The sequence below is a fragment of the Desulfosarcina ovata subsp. ovata genome, assembly GCF_009689005.1.
In the GTDB taxonomy this organism is placed as follows: domain Bacteria; phylum Desulfobacterota; class Desulfobacteria; order Desulfobacterales; family Desulfosarcinaceae; genus Desulfosarcina; species Desulfosarcina ovata.
The window spans coordinates 7,503,266-7,519,415 of record NZ_AP021879.1 but is presented as its reverse complement, the minus strand read 5'-3'; the positions used below and the strand labels follow the sequence as shown (position 1 = coordinate 7,519,415).

At 57.4% G+C, this 16,150-nt stretch carries 15 protein-coding genes and 1 pseudogene; 9 read left to right on the top strand and 7 right to left on the bottom strand.

The window, feature by feature from the left end; all coding sequences use genetic code 11:
- Window positions 1–82: 82 nt before the first annotated feature.
- From modB to modA (GN112_RS32970), 5 genes are read right to left on the bottom strand one after another with little or no spacing between them, the layout of a single operon-like run.
- On the bottom strand, window positions 83–781 hold the full coding sequence (gene modB / locus GN112_RS32990; protein WP_155313999.1) for a molybdate ABC transporter permease subunit: 699 nt from the start codon (window positions 779–781) through the stop codon (window positions 83–85).
- The gene (modA, locus tag GN112_RS32985) at window positions 781–1,563 is read right to left on the bottom strand and encodes a molybdate ABC transporter substrate-binding protein (protein WP_155313998.1); all 783 of its coding nucleotides are present in this window, start codon (window positions 1,561–1,563) and stop codon (window positions 781–783) included. Before modA (GN112_RS32985) ends, modB begins: the two co-directional genes overlap by 1 nt.
- A 39-nt stretch (window positions 1,564–1,602) precedes the next feature.
- Window positions 1,603–2,352: an ABC transporter ATP-binding protein gene (locus tag GN112_RS32980; RefSeq protein WP_155313997.1), complete on the bottom strand. Its 750-nt coding sequence runs from the start codon at window positions 2,350–2,352 to the stop codon at window positions 1,603–1,605.
- Complete coding sequence (locus GN112_RS32975) at window positions 2,349–3,146, bottom strand: ABC transporter permease (protein ID WP_231717203.1); 798 nt, start codon at window positions 3,144–3,146, stop codon at window positions 2,349–2,351. Before GN112_RS32975 ends, GN112_RS32980 begins: the two co-directional genes overlap by 4 nt.
- Before the next feature lie 10 nt (window positions 3,147–3,156).
- Complete coding sequence (modA, locus tag GN112_RS32970) at window positions 3,157–3,924, bottom strand: molybdate ABC transporter substrate-binding protein (protein ID WP_155313996.1); 768 nt, start codon at window positions 3,922–3,924, stop codon at window positions 3,157–3,159.
- 209 nt (window positions 3,925–4,133) lie between these two features.
- Between modA (GN112_RS32970) and GN112_RS32965 the strand changes: the two genes are divergently transcribed.
- The 5 genes from GN112_RS32965 (at window position 4,134) to GN112_RS32945 (ending at window position 9,144) form a co-directional block, all read left to right on the top strand.
- Window positions 4,134–5,252, top strand: coding sequence for an XRE family transcriptional regulator (locus GN112_RS32965; protein WP_155313995.1), 1,119 nt, complete (start codon window positions 4,134–4,136; stop codon window positions 5,250–5,252).
- 28 nt (window positions 5,253–5,280) lie between these two features.
- On the top strand, window positions 5,281–5,496 hold the full coding sequence (locus GN112_RS32960) for a TOBE domain-containing protein (protein ID WP_155313994.1): 216 nt from the start codon (window positions 5,281–5,283) through the stop codon (window positions 5,494–5,496).
- Window positions 5,497–5,900: 404 nt separating this feature from the next.
- Entirely contained in the window at window positions 5,901–7,763 is a 1,863-nt protein-coding gene (locus tag GN112_RS32955) for a radical SAM protein (RefSeq protein WP_155313993.1), read from the top strand.
- Entirely contained in the window at window positions 7,754–8,449 is a 696-nt protein-coding gene (locus GN112_RS32950) for a GTP-binding protein (protein ID WP_155313992.1), read from the top strand. Before GN112_RS32955 ends, GN112_RS32950 begins: the two co-directional genes overlap by 10 nt.
- Window positions 8,446–9,144 carry a GntR family transcriptional regulator gene (locus tag GN112_RS32945; RefSeq protein ID WP_162459234.1) on the top strand — a complete coding sequence of 233 codons (699 nt, stop codon included), beginning with the start codon at window positions 8,446–8,448 and terminating at the stop codon, window positions 9,142–9,144. Before GN112_RS32950 ends, GN112_RS32945 begins: the two co-directional genes overlap by 4 nt.
- A gap of 12 nt (window positions 9,145–9,156) precedes the next feature.
- On the opposite strand, the gene GN112_RS32940 is transcribed toward GN112_RS32945, so the two are convergent.
- Window positions 9,157–10,290 carry a molybdopterin cofactor-binding domain-containing protein gene (locus GN112_RS32940; RefSeq protein WP_155313990.1) on the bottom strand — a complete coding sequence of 378 codons (1,134 nt, stop codon included), beginning with the start codon at window positions 10,288–10,290 and terminating at the stop codon, window positions 9,157–9,159.
- 43 nt (window positions 10,291–10,333) lie between these two features.
- Window positions 10,334–10,966, bottom strand: a pseudogene (locus GN112_RS35015) (FAD binding domain-containing protein); the annotation flags it as partial.
- A gap of 378 nt (window positions 10,967–11,344) precedes the next feature.
- On the opposite strand from GN112_RS35015, the gene GN112_RS32930 reads away from it, so the two are divergent.
- The 4 genes from GN112_RS32930 to GN112_RS32915 all read left to right on the top strand — a co-directional run bounded on the left by GN112_RS32930 (window position 11,345) and on the right by GN112_RS32915 (window position 16,141).
- Entirely contained in the window at window positions 11,345–12,418 is a 1,074-nt protein-coding gene (locus GN112_RS32930) for a methyltransferase family protein (protein WP_155313988.1), read from the top strand.
- 91 nt (window positions 12,419–12,509) lie between these two features.
- Window positions 12,510–13,361 carry a DUF364 domain-containing protein gene (locus tag GN112_RS32925; protein WP_197743453.1) on the top strand — a complete coding sequence of 284 codons (852 nt, stop codon included), beginning with the start codon at window positions 12,510–12,512 and terminating at the stop codon, window positions 13,359–13,361.
- Window positions 13,362–13,456: 95 nt separating this feature from the next.
- Window positions 13,457–15,706, top strand: coding sequence for a TonB-dependent receptor (locus tag GN112_RS32920; RefSeq protein ID WP_155313987.1), 2,250 nt, complete (start codon window positions 13,457–13,459; stop codon window positions 15,704–15,706).
- A 12-nt stretch (window positions 15,707–15,718) separates the two neighbouring features.
- Window positions 15,719–16,141, top strand: a complete 423-nt coding sequence (locus GN112_RS32915) for a hypothetical protein (protein ID WP_155313986.1) — start codon at window positions 15,719–15,721, stop codon at window positions 16,139–16,141.
- The last annotated feature ends 9 nt before the right edge of the window (window positions 16,142–16,150 follow it).

Sequence of the window (16,150 nt, the reverse complement as noted above, 5' to 3'; positions counted from 1 at the left end):
GCAAGGCCAGAGGGAGGAAGCTGTATAACCCATACCGCAACGACCGATAACGCTGCCCAAAAACATTATCTTGAAGGCTATATCATCCCTGCATGCGCCGGGCAAACCGCCTGGCCAGCACCTCCGAGCAAATCAGGGCCACCATGGCGATCAGCACCGACAGGATGCACAGGCGCATGGCGCCCATTTCGCCGTCGGGCACCTGGGTGAGCGTGTAAAGGGCCAGCGGCAGGGTCTGGGTCTGGCCGCGGATGTTGGACACAAAAGTGATCGTGGCGCCGAATTCGCCCAGGCTGCGTGCAAAGGCGAGGATCAGGCCGGTAATGATGCCCGGCACCATCAATGGCAGGGTTACCGTGAAGAAAACCCGCAGCGGTCCGGCCCCCAGGGTACGGGCAGCCGCCTCAAGGCCCTGGTCGACCCCTTCGAGGGAGAGGCGCACGGCCCGGACCAGCAGCGGGAAAGACATCACGGCCGCGGCCAGCACGGCCCCTTTCCAGTTGAAGGCCAACACGATACCCAGATACTTGTAAAGGGCCGCGCCGATCACGCCGTTGCGCCCCAGCAGCACCAGCAAGAGGTAACCGGTCACCACCGGCGGCAGGACCAACGGCAGGTGAATCAGCCCGTCGAGCAGATTCTTGCCCGGAAAACGCAGCCGGGCCAACACCCAGGCCGCCAGAATGCCCAGAGGCAAACTGGCGGCCACGGCCCAGCCGGAGACCCACAGGCTCAGCCGCAGGGCCTCCAGCTCAACTTCGGTCAGGTTCCAGAAAGGCATTAACGCACGTCAAATCCATATTTTTCGAAGACCGCCCGTGCCTCGGACGATTTGAGAAATTTCATGAACGCCGCCGCCGCGTCGGCCTTCCCACCGGTCACGGCAGCCACCGGGTAGACGATCGGCGGATGGCTGTCGGCCGGAAAGGTTCCCACCACGCGGACTTTTTTGGAAATCGCCGCATCGGTGGCATACACCTGTCCCAATGGTGCCTCGGCGCGCTCCACCAGCACCAGGGCGGCACGCACGTCCTTCATCGGTGCGACCCGATCCTTGACCTGATCCCAAAGCCCCAGTTTCTGCATGGCGTTTTTACCGTACATACCGGCCGGAACATGGTCGGGGTCACCCATGGAGAGGCGTCCGTCCTTGCCCAGCAGCCCGGCCAGGTCCATCCCGGCCTTGATCTCGATGGTCTTGACGGGGCTGTCCTGGGGGGCGATCATCACAATGCTGTTGCCCAACAGATCGAAACGGCCGGCCTTGTCAACGGCATCCTTCTCGGCAAGAAAATCCATCCATTTCTTATTGGCCGACAGGTAGACATCAGCCGGCGCGCCACTGGCGATCTGCTTTGCCAAGGTGGAAGACGAGGCAAAGGATGTTTTCACCGTTCCCAGCCCCCGGGCCTCAAAAAGATCGCCAATTTCCGTAACGGCATTGGTGGTGGACGCCGCAGCAAAAACGACGACGTCATCAGCGGCCGCCACAGGGCCTGCCAACCCGCCCAGCACCATCATCATCACAATCCAGCCCCCTACCATGCACTTGCTCAGTTTCATTTTCAACCTCTCCTTTTTATTTTTTTGATGGATCCGGTTTCATGACCGAATCACGGACATGGGCGTACCCCACGAAAAAGGGGCCGCCGTTACACTTTCGTTGGCACCAACTGGCAAAATGTCCTCCACCGGCACCATCTTTTCGATCTCATGCAAAGAGACGTCCGCCGTCAGGCGGCCCTGCCGGATGACCCCCATGCGATCGGCCAGCTGCCGCGCTTCGCCCCGATTGTGAGTCACGAACACGGTGGTGATGCGGAAATGGCGTTGATGTTTTTTCATCTCGGCACGCAGCCGCCGGGCATTATCCGGGTCAAGGCTGCTGAAAGGCTCGTCCAGCAGGAGAATCTGCGGATCGGTGGCAATGGCCCGCGCCAGGGCCGCGCGCTGCTTCTCGCCGCCACTCATCTGTATCGGGTAGCGCCCGGCTAGTCCGGCAATGCCGAACAGGGAGAGCAGCTCGGCAATTTTCTCATTTTTCGTCTGGCGATCCAACTTCAGGTGGGTCATGGCAATGCTCAGGTTCTGACGGACCGTCAGATGAGGAAAAAGCAGCAGATCCTGGAAGAGATAGCCCACCTTGCGCTGGTGGGGCGGCAGGCTGTCGATACAGTTGTCATTGAAAAAAACCCGCCCCCGGTATGGCAGAAGACCGGCGATCACCTGCAAAAGCGTACTCTTGCCGGCACCCGACGGCCCCAGGAGCACAAACAGTTCACCATCGGACACGGCCAGGTCGACCGCTCTCACTCCCCGCACACTCACCTTCTCCAGCCGGATTGCGGTCATGGCCCATCTCCCGCCAGCGGCGTCTCGGCCCAGAAGGGCGATCCGATCCAGCGCATGGCCAACAGCACCAGGAAACCGGTCATAATCAGCAGCCAGGCACACACCAGGGCAATGCCCATCTCACCGCTGGAAATGTTCAGGTAAACGGCAATTGGCAGGGTCTCGGTCCTGAAACGCGTGGCACCGGCCACCATAAGGGTAGCGCCGAATTCACCGACGGCACGGGCCCAACAAAGCACCAGACCGCTAAGGATGACCGGCCGGGCCATGGGCAAGGAAATGCGCAAAAACACCTGCCAGGGTTTGAGCCCCAGGGTCTGGGCGGCCTGCTCAAAACGGCAATCCAAGGCCCCAAAGGCCGACCGGCTGGTGCGGGTCATGATCGGTGCGGCAATCAGTACCTGGGCCAGCACCGCGCCCCAGGGGGTGAAGAGCAGTTGAATGCCCATCCGGTCCAGCACCTGACGGACGGTATCATTGCCCAGCAGGAAGAGCAGCCCTACCCCCGCCACCAGCGGGGTCATGGTCATGGGCAGGTCGATCAGGGTATCGACCAGAGCCTTTCCGGGGAAGGCCTGGCGGGCCAGAAAATAACCGGTCGGCACCCCCAGAAAAAGCGCGATGACCGTGGCCAACAGGGAGGTCAAAAGGGTCAGGCGCAGGGCGAAACGGATCTCCGCCGAGGTCAGGGTGGTCAAAATCCGGGAAAAGGGCAATTGGACAAGCAGTCCGGCCAGTACGCCGACAATCAGCAGAACCAGCACGCCCATCGGCAGCAGGCAAAAACAGCGCATGGGATCGGAATCACTCGCTCAGGGGAAGAAAGCCGTGCTGCATGAAAACGGCAATCGCCTCACGGGAAGAGAAAAAGTCACACAGCCGGCCGGCCAGTGCCGGATCCGCTGCCGAGCGCAAAACCGCCGCGGCAATGGTCTCCGACTTTAAGTAGGCCTTGGGAATATCGACGATGCTGATCTTGTCCCGGTTCTGGAAAGCGTCGGCCCGACCGATGATCGCGGCGTCCACCGCGCCCTGGCTGACGTACATGGCCAGTTGTTTGACAGTGGCTCCGTACACGGTGACATTTTTTAAGATATCTGCTTTTTTCCCCGACTGCTCACAGATGGCCATGGCCGTGCGGCCGAAGGCCATGGCTTTGGGATCGCCCATGGCCAGGCGGACGCCCGGAGTTGTCAGATCATCAAAGGATTGGATCCGTGCGGTCTGGGAAACATTGACGCCAATCACCGGGGTGTGGGCCACAATCGGCCGGTAGGAACGGATCTTGCCCGCCTTTTCGAGTTTTTCAATATAGAAAAGGGCGCCGGGAATGAACAGGTCGCCGCTGGCGGCGACATTGATCTTGGCCAGCAACTGGCCGCTGCCACCGTAATCAACCACCACCTGATGGCCGGTCTGCGCTTCAAAAGCGTGAACCAGCTGATCCACCGGCTGGCGCAAACCCGCACCCACAAAAATATGCAACCGTGCGGCATATGCCGGTTGGGCCATCATCACAGCCGCCCACAACACCCATCCACTGAAAAGGAAACCCCACTTGCGTTTGTCCATATCTGCTCCATCTGACCCAAATTATTTTGGGAATCGATTTGCACCCTGTTTCCGTTAAATTACAATATTAAACGTCAATTCAGCCACAAATCATGATGTCTTTTATAAACGCTATTTGACATAGCCTCATTGCATATGATATAGAATTGGTCAATCTTTTTTTTAGTCCACTTTCACCATTAAGGCCCACTGCGGGCCAGGAGTCGTGCATGGCCCGAAAAAGTGACGATATCACCTGCAACGTCAAAGCCTATCGCATGAGCAAGGGATGGTCCCAGCAGGAACTGGCCGACAAAGTCGACGTCCGGCGCCAGGCCATCTATGACATTGAGTCCGGGCGCTACCTGCCCAACACCGCCATTGCCCTGCGCCTGGCGCGCATCTTCTCCTGCCGGGTGGAAGACCTGTTCGTCGAGCAGACGCCCCAGGAGGTCCAGCCGGTACATGTCATCAACGGCAAGGACGACACGGCCACCCGTCTGGCATTGGGACGGGTGCGTGACCGCCTGGTGGGGCTGCCCCTGCATGGTTCCGAATCGATTCCCTTTGGGTTGCGATCCGCCGATGGCCTGCTGACACCCGACCGGAAAAATGCCCAGATCCTGTCGTCATCCGAGCGGCTGGACAAAACCATTATCCTGATGGGTTGCGATCCGGCCTTTGAAGTTCTCGGCCACCATGTTAACCGCGTGGCCCCGGATGCGCGCGTCCATTGCCGATTCGCCTCCAGCCACCGGGCCCTCGGCCGGCTCGCCGACGGACTGGCCCATGTGGCCGGCACCCACCTGCACAACACCGACAAAGGTGAGTCCAACGTCGTCGTCGCCAGCCAGAAACTGGCCGGCCTGAGCAGCTCTGTTCTTGGATTCTCCATGCTCGAGGAAGGGCTGATGGTGGCCAAAGGCAACCCGCTGGGCATCCGGACCGTCGCTGACCTGGCCCAACCCATGGTTCGTTTCATCAATCGCGAGCCGGGTGCAGCGCTACGGGTTCTTCTGGACGACCAGCTGCAGCGCGCCGGCATTGACGGAACGGTCATCAACGGCTACCAGAACGAGGTCACCACCCACCGTGAAGGCGCTTACCGGATTGCCTGCAACGTCGCCGACGCGGCCCTGGGGCTGCGGGCCATTGCCGAGGCGTTTGATCTGGGATTTGTGTCCATTACCGCGGCCCGCTGCGACCTGGTCATTCCCAACGACGTGACCGGCCATCCCACCATCAAGGTCCTTCTGGACGTCCTCCAATCCGCTGCATTGCGACGCGAAATCAATGCGATTCCCGGATACGAAGGCAGCATCACCGGCAAATTGATCGCCGATTTATAATATTTATTCTTATCAAAGGAGGAATCGCATGAAACTCAGCACACGGAACGTTCTCAAGGGCAAAGTGATCGAACTCACCGAAGGAATGGTCATGGCAAAGGTCAAAGTGGATGTGGGCAGCGGCAACGGCAACGTGCTTACCGCATTGATCAGCGTGGAGGCCGCCAAGGAACTGGGGGTCAAGGTGGGTGAGGAGATCACCGTTATGATCAAGGCCACCAGCGTGATGCTGGCAACGGAGTAATCGGCACCGATTACTCAATAATCCAACCGTTCCAAACCCGACCACCGGGCCGGGCAAGCATCACTGCTTGTTCGGCCCGTTTCCACCACCTTGGTTGCCACAGCCCCATCGAAAAATGCAACCCGAAACAACAATGAATGGTTGTCACGTCACCCCATTTCTTTGAACACCACTGTTCCATTTGCCATCCGACGGTCCACAGCCATACTTCCCGATGGATTTCCGCCCATCAAACCACCAGAAGCTCCGTAAATGAGATTCTCCCAACCGCTATGCGCAATTGCATACCAGAAAGCTACCCCCATGAGACCATCGGCAAAAACATGACGTGTTTAAATTTTATTTGACATTTATATTTGTCATGTTGTATGCAAAACCATCCACGCCAAACAGGACAAAAAACCATGAAACAATTAAACTGCACCATCTGCGAACGGCGTTGCCATCTGACCGAAGGCCGGCCGGGCGCCTGCGGGCTTTATGAATGGAAGCACGGCAGCATCGTGGAACGCTACGCGGACCACTTCCTGGTTACCTGCCCCATCTCCATTGAAACCATGCCCATACTGCACTTCCAGCCGGGATCTAAATTCCTGCAAGTCACCACCACCGGATGCAATTTCAGCTGCCCGGGATGCATCTCCTCGGTTCTCGTAAAGGAGATGTCTCCCGACAGCCCCGCCCTTCGGCACTTCACCGCCGAGGAAATTGTCGACCAAGCCATCCGGGCCGACTGCCAGGGGATCGTTTTTCTGATGAACGATCCCCTGGCAGCCTTTCTCCGTTTCCTGCGAATCGCCGAACTGGCCCAGGCCAGGGGGCTCAAAGTCGGCTGTTCCTCCAACGCCTATTTTACCCCGGAGTCCTTGACCCAACTGATGCCATTTCTGGATTTTATCAATATCGGCATGAAGGGATTTTCCGATGCGGCCTACCAGGCCTGCGGCGTACCCGCTATCCGGCCGGTGTTGAGAAATCTCGAGGCGCTTCATGGCGCCGGTGTGCACATCGAGATATCGTGTATTCTCACCCGAAACAATGCGGCGGAGCTGTTCGACCTGGCCAGACATGTCGCCAGGCTGTCACCGCACATTCCGCTCCAGGTGATGCGCTTTCTGCCTTTTGAAGGCGCAGCCATCGATTTGGAACCGTCGATTCGTGACGCTGAGGATTTCTGTCTCACCCTTCGGCGAATGCTTGACTTCGTCTACCTGTTTAACACGCCGGGCAGCGACTATCTCAATACCCGCTGCCCCCACTGCGGCCAGCTGGTCCTGGAACGGGAATTTTACGGTCCCATGGGGGCCAAGCTGAAGCTGCCCGAAAAGGGTGTGTCCATCGACAACAGCTGCCCGGCATGTCCCGGCTATCTGCCCATTGTCGGCCCATCGGCGACCGCCACTTACCAGGAAGGGGACTTCGAGGGCGGCTATCCCCTGACCCGCGCCATGGAGATTGTCGCCGCAATGCTCATCGCCATGGGCGTCCATAAAAAGACCGTGGTGGTCAAAGCCTGGGAGGAAATCCTGCAGGAGGGTGGGCTGAAGGATCTTCACCGGCGCATTCAACATCCGCGTACCTATATCGACGCGCTGCTTGACTTTGGGCGTAAAGCCGGTGTTGGCGAACGCGCCGAAGCCCTGGCCATGTACCTGGAAAACCAGATGGTGAGGGTGGAAAATGCCCTGGCGTCGCCCAAACACCGCCCGCGGGTTTACTATGCCATGGGCAAACCCCTGTTTTACATCAACGGTGAACGGTTGGAGAACCAGCTCGTGGAGGCGGCCGGCGGCGTCAGCCTCAATAAGATGCTGCCTCCCGGTGGACGTCCCGGCCGCAATCTGCCCCTGGCCCAGCTCAACGCACTCGATCCGGAAATTATTTTTATTTCCGCTTTCCTTTCCAACCGGATGGATGATTTCCTGGACGAATGTCTGGCCCTGGGCGTAACGGCCAAGGCGGTCAAAAACCGGCGCATCTTCGTCCATCCGGCGCCGGGTTGGGATTTTGGCAGTCCCCGCTGGGTCCTCGGCCTGCTGCACATGGCAAAGGTCTTTCACCCCACGCGCTGCCACTACAATGTGATGACCGAGGCACAGATTTTTTACCGCGGCTTTTACGGCATCGATTTTTCCCCTCAACATATCAACCGGTCATTTTCCAAGCCGGCCGACAACTGGCGATGGATAGAAGCGGACCCTGTTCCCGCCGCCATTCCGCCGGAACCCGGCCCTGAACCAGATCGGAGGCAAATGCTTTGCTGCTGAGATTCGTCATCGTTGCCGGCCCGCCATCCGCGGGAAAGACATCGGTCATGCGGCACACCCTCGGCCACCTGCTGGCAGAAAAAATTCCCGTGGCCGCGTGCAAGATCGACTGCCCCAGACAAACGCCCGATGCCATGCGCTACCGAGATCTCGGCATTCCGGTGGCCGCCGGCGTCAGCGGCTGCCTCTGTCCGGGCCGGTTCTACATGGACAACCTGAAGGATGTGTGGTGGTGGGCCCAGAGGCAAAAGGCCGAAGTCGTTGTTCTTGAAACGGCCGGTCTTTGCCACCGCTGCGTGCCGTGGATCGTAGGCGGACGAAGCATTTTCGTTATCGATCACCGCCGCGGCCTGGATATGCCAACCAAGTTCTCTCCGCTGATCGCTGCGGCGGACATTGTCACCGTCACCAAGGCAGACCAGGTGTGCGAGTTGGAATCAAGGATTTTCCGCCGCCGGACAGCGCAGATCAATCCCTGGGCTCCGGTAATCAACGTAAACGGCCTGACCGGACGTGGATCGGGATGCCTTGGCGATGCGATCCTGAGTGATCGGCCGTTGGAAAAAAGCCATGGCGGTCTCGCCCATCCCATGCCGGCGGCAACCTGTGCATGCTGTACCAATGATGCCACGGCCGGCCATGCCCATTTGGAGGGGCCCACCATAAAAAGGAGATTATGCGCATGAAAACTCCAACAAATCTTGCACTGTCATCGTATCAGGCCATCAAAGAGATGATGATGAGCCATCACATCGTCCCCGGACAACGACTGACCCTGGTGAATTTGGCCGAAAAACTCGGTGTCAGCCGGACGCCGATCAACAATGCATTGAGCATTCTGGCCAAGGAGGGATATCTCAATTTCACTCCCAATCAGGGGTACTCGGTTCGTCGCCTCACCCGGGAGGATGCGAAAGATCTCTATGAGGTCAGGGAGGCACTGGAGCTAAGCAACATCGGCAAGGCGCTGCAGCAAATGACCGGCCTGAATGGCGCGTACCTGGAAGAGGCGAAGATCGCCTATGAAGACGGTGTCGCCAGCCAGGCCTATCACAAACTGTTTCTCCTGGATGCCGAATTCCATGCCGCGATCATCGCCATGGCCGGCAATCAGTACCTGGTTCAGCAGTACCGGGAGCTATGCCAGATGATCGCCCTGTGTTTCCGGCTCGAAGACCTGGAGGTGAAGCGCATGCCGGAAGTCATTCGGGAGCACAACCAGTTGTTTGAAGCGGTCTGCTTGCGGGATGTGGAGAGCGCCAAAATCCTGATCCGCCGGCACAACATCAACGACCGCTTCTACTCAACGAGCACACTGTCCGCCAGGGTACACCACCAACCGCAAAAACCGGAAATGGTGTTCTCGGCAAGAACGGCCTAGGCTGATTTTCAATCAGCGCAACAATTCGGATTTGTTCTTGAATTCCTTAATGGCCAGGTAGACCCGTTCGGGCGTCAGCGGCAATTCATTCAATCGCACCCCCACGGCATCGGACAGGGCGTTCAAAACAGCGGGAATGGTGGGCATAATGGCGCCTTCGCCAACTTCCTTGGCGCCAAACGGCCCGTTGGGTTCGTTACTCTCCACGATGACGGCGTCGATGGGCGGCATATCCCGGGCCGTCGGCATCTTGTATTCGGCAAGATCGGCATTCCTCACACGCCCCTCGTCGTCGAATTTCACCTCTTCGTACAATGCTTCGCCCAACCCCATATAAATCGCACCCTGCATCTGGGCTTCCACCGACACACGATTGATAATCAGCCCCCTTTTGACATCCATATCCGCAACCGGAACATCGAGCACTTCCGACAGGACTTCAAGCACCTGACGTTTGACATCCTCGGCGGCCTCCTTGGTGGCCTGGCCGGTCATCAGGGTCTGGCGGCTGGAATAGGCGCCCAGGTCGACACCGAAATCGGTATCGCCCGAAGCCAGTCTTACCCAGTCCAGGGGAATACCCAGGGCTTCGGCGGCAATCATGGCAAATGCCGTGTCCGATCCCTGTCCGATTTCGGCCGATGCCGTGTAAACCAGTGCCGTTCCACCATCCTCGGTCAGCTTGATCACTACCGTGCCGTGGTAGGTATCGGAGCGATAAATCGGAAACCCGGCGCCGGATACGAAAAAACCGCAGGCCATGCCAATCCCCTTGCCCTTGGGAAGGTTGCCTTTCTTGCGTTTCCATTCGGACCGATCCCTGACTGCCTCGATACACTCGCGCATGCCCAGGCTGCTCATGTTCAGATCGTTACAGGTCACATCCCCGGTCACCATCATGTTTTTCAGGCGCAGTTCAATGGGGTCCATGGCAAGTTCCTCGGCAATCATGTCCAGCTGCTGTTCCCAGCAGGCCCTGGCAATCACGCCGCCATGCCCCCGCTGGGCACCGCACGCGGGCAGGTTGGTGTAGACGCGGTAGGCATCGTATTTCATGTTGGGCAATTTGTACGGCCCGCCCAAAAGGGATCCGGCATAGTAAATGGTCGCGATACCGAAACTGGAAACGGATCCCCAGGTTGACATATGCCGCGCCGGAACAGGGCGGTGGTGCTTTGATCACGATTTCAGTGACGATTTCATCGGCAGCGGCGGCCGTTCTCCGTGAACCCAAAAAGAATTGATTCAGGGGGACAACACGCTCCCCGGAGATGCTTTTCAAAACAAGTCGGGCACCATAGGCGATCAGCGATGGCGGCAAATCCGCCGCCGCACTGGCCGAAACGATATTTCCGCCGATGGTGGCAAGGTTGCGGATCTGCGGGCTGCCGATGGCCGCCGCCCCGCTGCACAGGGCAGGCCATCGGTTGGCGATCACGTCCGAGGCTGCTATCCTGGCGACACTGACGCAGGAGCCGATGGTTACCCCGTCCTTTGCCGAATCGATTGTTTTGAGTGCCTCAAGTCTTGAAATGGAAACCAGATGCGCCGGGGAGAGCAGCTTCTTTTTCATGTCGACCATCAGGTCGGTCCCACCGGCAAGCACTTTCACCGCCGGACCATATTCCGCCATCATCTGGCAGGCCTCTACCACTCCATTTGGTTCATTATAGTCAAACAACCGAACCGCCGATATTTTGACAATATTAAATTCATTATAATGAATTTTTGCTCTAATAGGAGGGAAGCATGGAAGGCAGGATTCGCCGCAACATAGAGGTACAGAATGGATATGGCGCGATGACAAAAGAACAACAGCCATTATACAGTTTTACATTACATAATTATGCATAAATGGCATGATTCTCCATTTGAAATCAGATCAACAGGGCAGCGCTTCAGCCAGCGGCAGGGCAATAAAAACAAATTATATTTAATTGAAATGCTATTTTCAGCACCGCTATATGGGATCGACGCACTGGCGATGGGAGAGCAAACATGTGACGTATTTAAATTTTATTTGACATTTTTAACTTATACTCTTAATAGAAACGACATAACGCTTTCTAACTTGTTTTGTACGATATAAATTATTTTCTCATTCATGGATCGGGTTTCACCCGCTACCGCCAGCCCTGCCTGGAAGGAGTACGTTTTTTGTGTACCGGTGAATTCCAATCCCACCCAAGGAGAACGCCACATGGCCATGAAAGACCTCTTGTTGATGAATCTGCGTCTGCCGGCGGGAATAGAAAAACTCGACCGTGTCCTCGAAGGGTATCAGGCCTACCAGGCCCTTCATACCGCCCTGGAGCTGGGTGTATTTGAATTCCTGGACAACCGGGGCCCGAGCAACCGGAATACCATCGCCGAAGGAATCGGGATCAACGGAATGTTCGCAAGGGATTTTCTAGATACCCTGGTGGATATGGGCTTTCTTTCCATCCACACCGAACTGTACGCCAATACCAAGGCGGCCAACGATTTTCTCCTTCGCCGCAGTCCGTTTTTCCAGGGAGAGTGGATTCAAAGAGCTACCCGGAATTCTCACTGGAGCAACCTGACGGCCTCCCTGCGTCGCGAACAGCCGCAAAAGGACAATTTCAACAACGGCCCCAGCGCCGCCTTTCTCGACGCGCTCGGCCAGCGTGCCCTGCGCGGAGAATTGCAGTCGGTTACGGAAACCATCTCCAACTGGGAAGGCTTTTACGGCGCCAGGCGATTGCTGGACATCGGCGGCGGCCATGGCCTCTACGCCATTGCCCTGTGCCAGGCCAACCCGCATCTGGAAGCAACCGTTTTGGACAAACCCTTTGTCCTCGAAACCACCATGCGCTATGTCACGGATTTCGGAATGCAGAACCGCATCGTCGCCCAGGCCGGGGATATCACCGAGGATGATTTCGGCTCCGGTTATGATATCGTGATCGTCTCCCACCTGCTCTACAAATTCCGCAAAAACTTGGCACCGATTTTCGACAATGTGTGCGCCTGCCTCAATCCCGGCGGATTGCTGGTGAGCAATCATTGGTTCTGCGCGCCTGGATGTGTCGCGGAAGGAAGCGGCGTCCAGGAACTGGCCAAGGCACTGCAGAGCTTCGGCCATCCTCTCTGCCATGTGGAAGACTTTGACAACTTGTTCGCCGCCAAGGGACTGCAGCTGCAGGAAACCCACGTCGTGCCCACCGCGTTCGGTTCCTCGCGCCTCAGCCTGGCCGTCAAGGAGGCGCAAACAGCCATCGGCGAGCCGCAACCGTCCAGCTGCTGTTGTTAGGCACCCGGAAACAACAAAAAACACAAGCTGGCACATATCTTTGGGTTGCGGATTGACATTGATCCATCCACCTCCAAGAAGGAGTGAAACCGTGAAATCCACGCACCATGGGGCCGACACGTTGTTAACGGAAACAGTAACCCATTTACGCTCGATGCTGGGACCGGAAATGGAACAATTGACGGTCGAACGTGCCGTCATCGGAATATTCTTCTCAGGCATCCAATTGTCCAACGGCGAGGGCGGCATCTGTTTTACGCCGGTCAAGGAGATTCCCGAAGCGGTCTGCTGCCCCAGTTCGGCGCGGGCCATGCCGAACTCCGGCAAACTGGTAGGACAGCCGGTCGGGTACTACATCCAACGCATGCAGCAGGGCGGGCCGCTGCAGAAAGCCCTGGGCATCGCCGTTCTCAACGCCCTGTCCGCCACCTGCTGGCGCCTTACCCCGCCCGAGTCCTACCAGCTGATCCATGGCGTCGATCCGGTTGAGAACAGAACCATCGATAAGGATGCCGAAGTCGTCGTGATCGGCGCCCTGGTGCCCTATTTCCGTATGCTCAAACGCCGGGAGAAGCCGTTCACCATTCTGGAAAAGGATCCTCGCACGCTCAAACCCGACGAAATGGAATATTTCCAACCCCAGGAAAACGCCGGCAAGTATATCGCTGCCGCGGATCTGTTGATCATCACCGGCACCACGCTGATCAACGACACCCTTGAAGGCATCCTTGATCAGATGAAAACCGGCGCCAAAGCGGTGCTGGTCGGCCCCACGGCCAGCATGCTGCCGGATGCATTTTTCAGCCGCGGCATCACATCCATCGGCGGCATCATGGTCACCGATACGGGCCGGCTGCTCGACACCCTGGCGGAGGCAGGCTCCGGCTACCATTTCTATGGCAAATCGGCGGAACGCCTGGTGATCGAGAAACACACGGATTAGGTCTCCTACGAACGGCAATGCCCTCGCAACTTGAATTTCACTTATCGCAAAGCGCAACTTGACGCCTGAATTTGTAAAGAGAAAGCGGAAACAGCATGGAAAAGCGTACGTATGGCCACAGTTCCGGCCCGATTCATACCTTTCTTTTACTGGCAACCCTCTTTTCGATTACCGCCCAAAGCCACGCGGAAGAGGCGGCCCATTCAGAAACGACGGTCCAAACCCTTCTTCCGGTATATGTAATTGAGAAGCAGGACGCCACGACGACGATAATCCCTTCTGAATCGGCTGTGGGGACCGAGGAAATCATTGGCAAAAAAACAATCGATATCCAGGGCGGCGCGGAACAGCTCAATCCGTATAAGGCCATTTCCATGCAGCCTGGTGTGGATATCCGCAGTAATGACGCGTTCGGTATGGATGTGTCCCATCGGATCCGCGGCAAATCGGATCGCAACATCGGGGAAACCGTCGAAGGGTTGCCGGTCAAGGGCATCGGACCGGGGGGTGGGTTAAGCACGATGATAGACCTTGAGAACATCGAATCCATTTCGCTTTCCAAAGGCGCTGTTACGGCGGACAGCGGCTTCGGCTATGGCAGCGATAACGGAATGGTGGACATGCATGTCCGGCAACCCGCCGACGAAAGCCACGGGACGGCCAAGCAGGTCCTGGGAAGCGATGCCTTCACCCGCAGTTTCATCCGCCTGGATAGCGGTCAAATGGGCCGGGTGGCCAAAATGTTCGTATCCGGTTCCTACACGGAAGCCGACAAATGGAAGGGAAGCGGTGATTCGCCGGATGGTCGCAAGAATGTCGCCGTCGGTCTTTCCGGCACCGCCGACCAGCCCATTCAATGGGAACTTTACGGTATGTACAATAAAAACAAGAGACATTCCTACCGAGGACTGAGTTACGAGCAGACCCGGGATCTGTCAGCCAACAAGGATTTCGACTACAATTCCTCACTGACCGGGGACAGCGCCACGGACGCCTATTACTACGATTACAATCGCCTCAATTTTGAAACCAGCACCGTTTTCGGGAAAATCGCCGTTCCCTTTAACGAGCGCTGCTCCCTTACCATCAAGCCATACTACCTGCACGACCGGGGAACGTGGTACTTGGGAAGCAGTGGCAAGGTGATCGATTGGTCGGTCGATCATGACACCATGGGGGGCGTGATCGAGTACCGTCGCGCCATCGACCGGGGCGAAATCAAGGCCGGGTACTGGTACCAGGAAGACGAAGCGCCCGGGCCGCCCACCTCCAGAAAGTACCGTTCCACAGACGACCTTGCGTTTTTGGGCTGGGAACGGTTGGTGGAGGTGGACAATCACAAGTTCAGCAGCCCCTTTGTAACCGCGGAGAAAACCATTGGCGCGACGACACTGGTGGCGGGTCTGCGATATCTGTGGCTGACCCAGCCCGATTTGACCAGTTACGATGTCACCGGACTTCCCGATGTGGACTATGACGATGCGCTGGCGCTCGATCCGGATGTCCAGCTTCACGTGGATGGCCAGACCCATGAGATTTTTCTCCCCAATATCGGGATCACTCATCTTTTTCAGGAAACCCTCCAGCTTCGGGCGAGCTACGGCAGGACCTACAATACCCCGCAATACAGTCTCGGGAAACAGATCACCGCCCTCCAGGCCAAGGGCCTGAGCGACACTGAGCTCCAGGCCATCTGGGACAGCATCGAACCGGAAACCGGCGATAACTTCGATCTGGGGCTGAACTATACCTTCGGCCGGGGGTTCATCTCACCGACCCTATTCTATTCCCTGGTAAAAAATGTGGGCGGCAGCTTCTACGACCCCGACCTCGAACTGACCTATACCCGGAACTCGGCCGAAGCCCAATCCTACGGCGTCGAGTTGGCGGCGGGCTGCACCCTCACCCCGGAGTTGAACCTCAGCGCGGCGGTAACCTATACCCAATATGAATTCACCAGCGATATCGAGGCGGCCGGCGGATCGACCATCGAATCCGAGGGGCACCAGATCCCGAATGTTCCCGAATGGATGGTCAACCTCTCGCTGAACTGGGAGAAAAACGGCTATCGGGTCGCGCCGACCGTCCGCTACCTGGGTGAGCGATATGTGGATGTGGAAAACAAGTACTCCCTGGGCGCCTACTTCCTGGTCGATCTGGCGCTGAGCAAAACATTCAAGTTAACCCCAAAGCAGGCACTCACCGTCTCGCTTTCGGTGACCAACCTGCTGGACAAGGAATACATCTCGGATATTTCGGCCTCGGATGCGTCCATCGGCCAGGACACGACCTACACCGTCGGCGCGCCACAGACATTTTTCATCGCTTTGCAATACGATATTTAAGAGGGTGGACGCATGCGCGAGAAGATACGAACAATTGTGGCCATCGTCACCGGGTTATGGGCTATTTTTATGGGAAGCGTTGGGTTGTCGGCCACACCCCCGCCGTCCCCTTGCGCGAAAACGGTGGTGGATCGGACCGGTGCGCAGGTCTGCCTGCCGGCGGCCATCAACAGGATCGTCATCACCTGCTATGGCGGTGCCAGCCATGAAATCGCCCTGTTTGCTTGTCCCATCGGGACCTTCTGGTGGGACCGCCCGTCACCGGAGGCGATTCTGGGCATCCTGTGGCTGGCCAAGACCCTGTATCCCCGTCAGATGGAGGCGATGAGCATTAAAACCGAAACCAAGCGTTTTTTCTCGCGGTTTTATCACTATGCGTTGTCTGATGCCGAATTCAATGCTTTTTTTTCGACCGTTGGCAAGGTCAATCCATAGAAAAGGAAT

Bases quoted from the DNA above. Each gene is read 5' to 3' on its own strand.
- GN112_RS32930 (WP_155313988.1), top strand. From the start codon at position 11,345: ATGGCCATGAAAGACCTCTTGTTGATGAATCTGCGTCTGCCGGCGGGA.
- GN112_RS32940 (WP_155313990.1), bottom strand. From the start codon at position 10,290: ATGTCAACCTGGGGATCCGTTTCCAGTTTCGGTATCGCGACCATTTAC.
- GN112_RS32955 (WP_155313993.1), top strand. From the start codon at position 5,901: ATGAAACAATTAAACTGCACCATCTGCGAACGGCGTTGCCATCTGACC.
- GN112_RS32960 (WP_155313994.1), top strand. From the start codon at position 5,281: ATGAAACTCAGCACACGGAACGTTCTCAAGGGCAAAGTGATCGAACTC.
- GN112_RS32915 (WP_155313986.1), top strand. From the start codon at position 15,719: ATGCGCGAGAAGATACGAACAATTGTGGCCATCGTCACCGGGTTATGG.
- GN112_RS32980 (WP_155313997.1), bottom strand. From the start codon at position 2,352: ATGACCGCAATCCGGCTGGAGAAGGTGAGTGTGCGGGGAGTGAGAGCG.
- GN112_RS32920 (WP_155313987.1), top strand. From the start codon at position 13,457: ATGGAAAAGCGTACGTATGGCCACAGTTCCGGCCCGATTCATACCTTT.
- modB (WP_155313999.1), bottom strand. From the start codon at position 781: ATGCCTTTCTGGAACCTGACCGAAGTTGAGCTGGAGGCCCTGCGGCTG.
- modA (WP_155313996.1), bottom strand. From the start codon at position 3,924: ATGGACAAACGCAAGTGGGGTTTCCTTTTCAGTGGATGGGTGTTGTGG.
- GN112_RS32975 (WP_231717203.1), bottom strand. From the start codon at position 3,146: ATGCGCTGTTTTTGCCTGCTGCCGATGGGCGTGCTGGTTCTGCTGATT.
- GN112_RS32945 (WP_162459234.1), top strand. From the start codon at position 8,446: ATGAAAACTCCAACAAATCTTGCACTGTCATCGTATCAGGCCATCAAA.
- GN112_RS32965 (WP_155313995.1), top strand. From the start codon at position 4,134: ATGGCCCGAAAAAGTGACGATATCACCTGCAACGTCAAAGCCTATCGC.
- modA (WP_155313998.1), bottom strand. From the start codon at position 1,563: ATGAAACTGAGCAAGTGCATGGTAGGGGGCTGGATTGTGATGATGATG.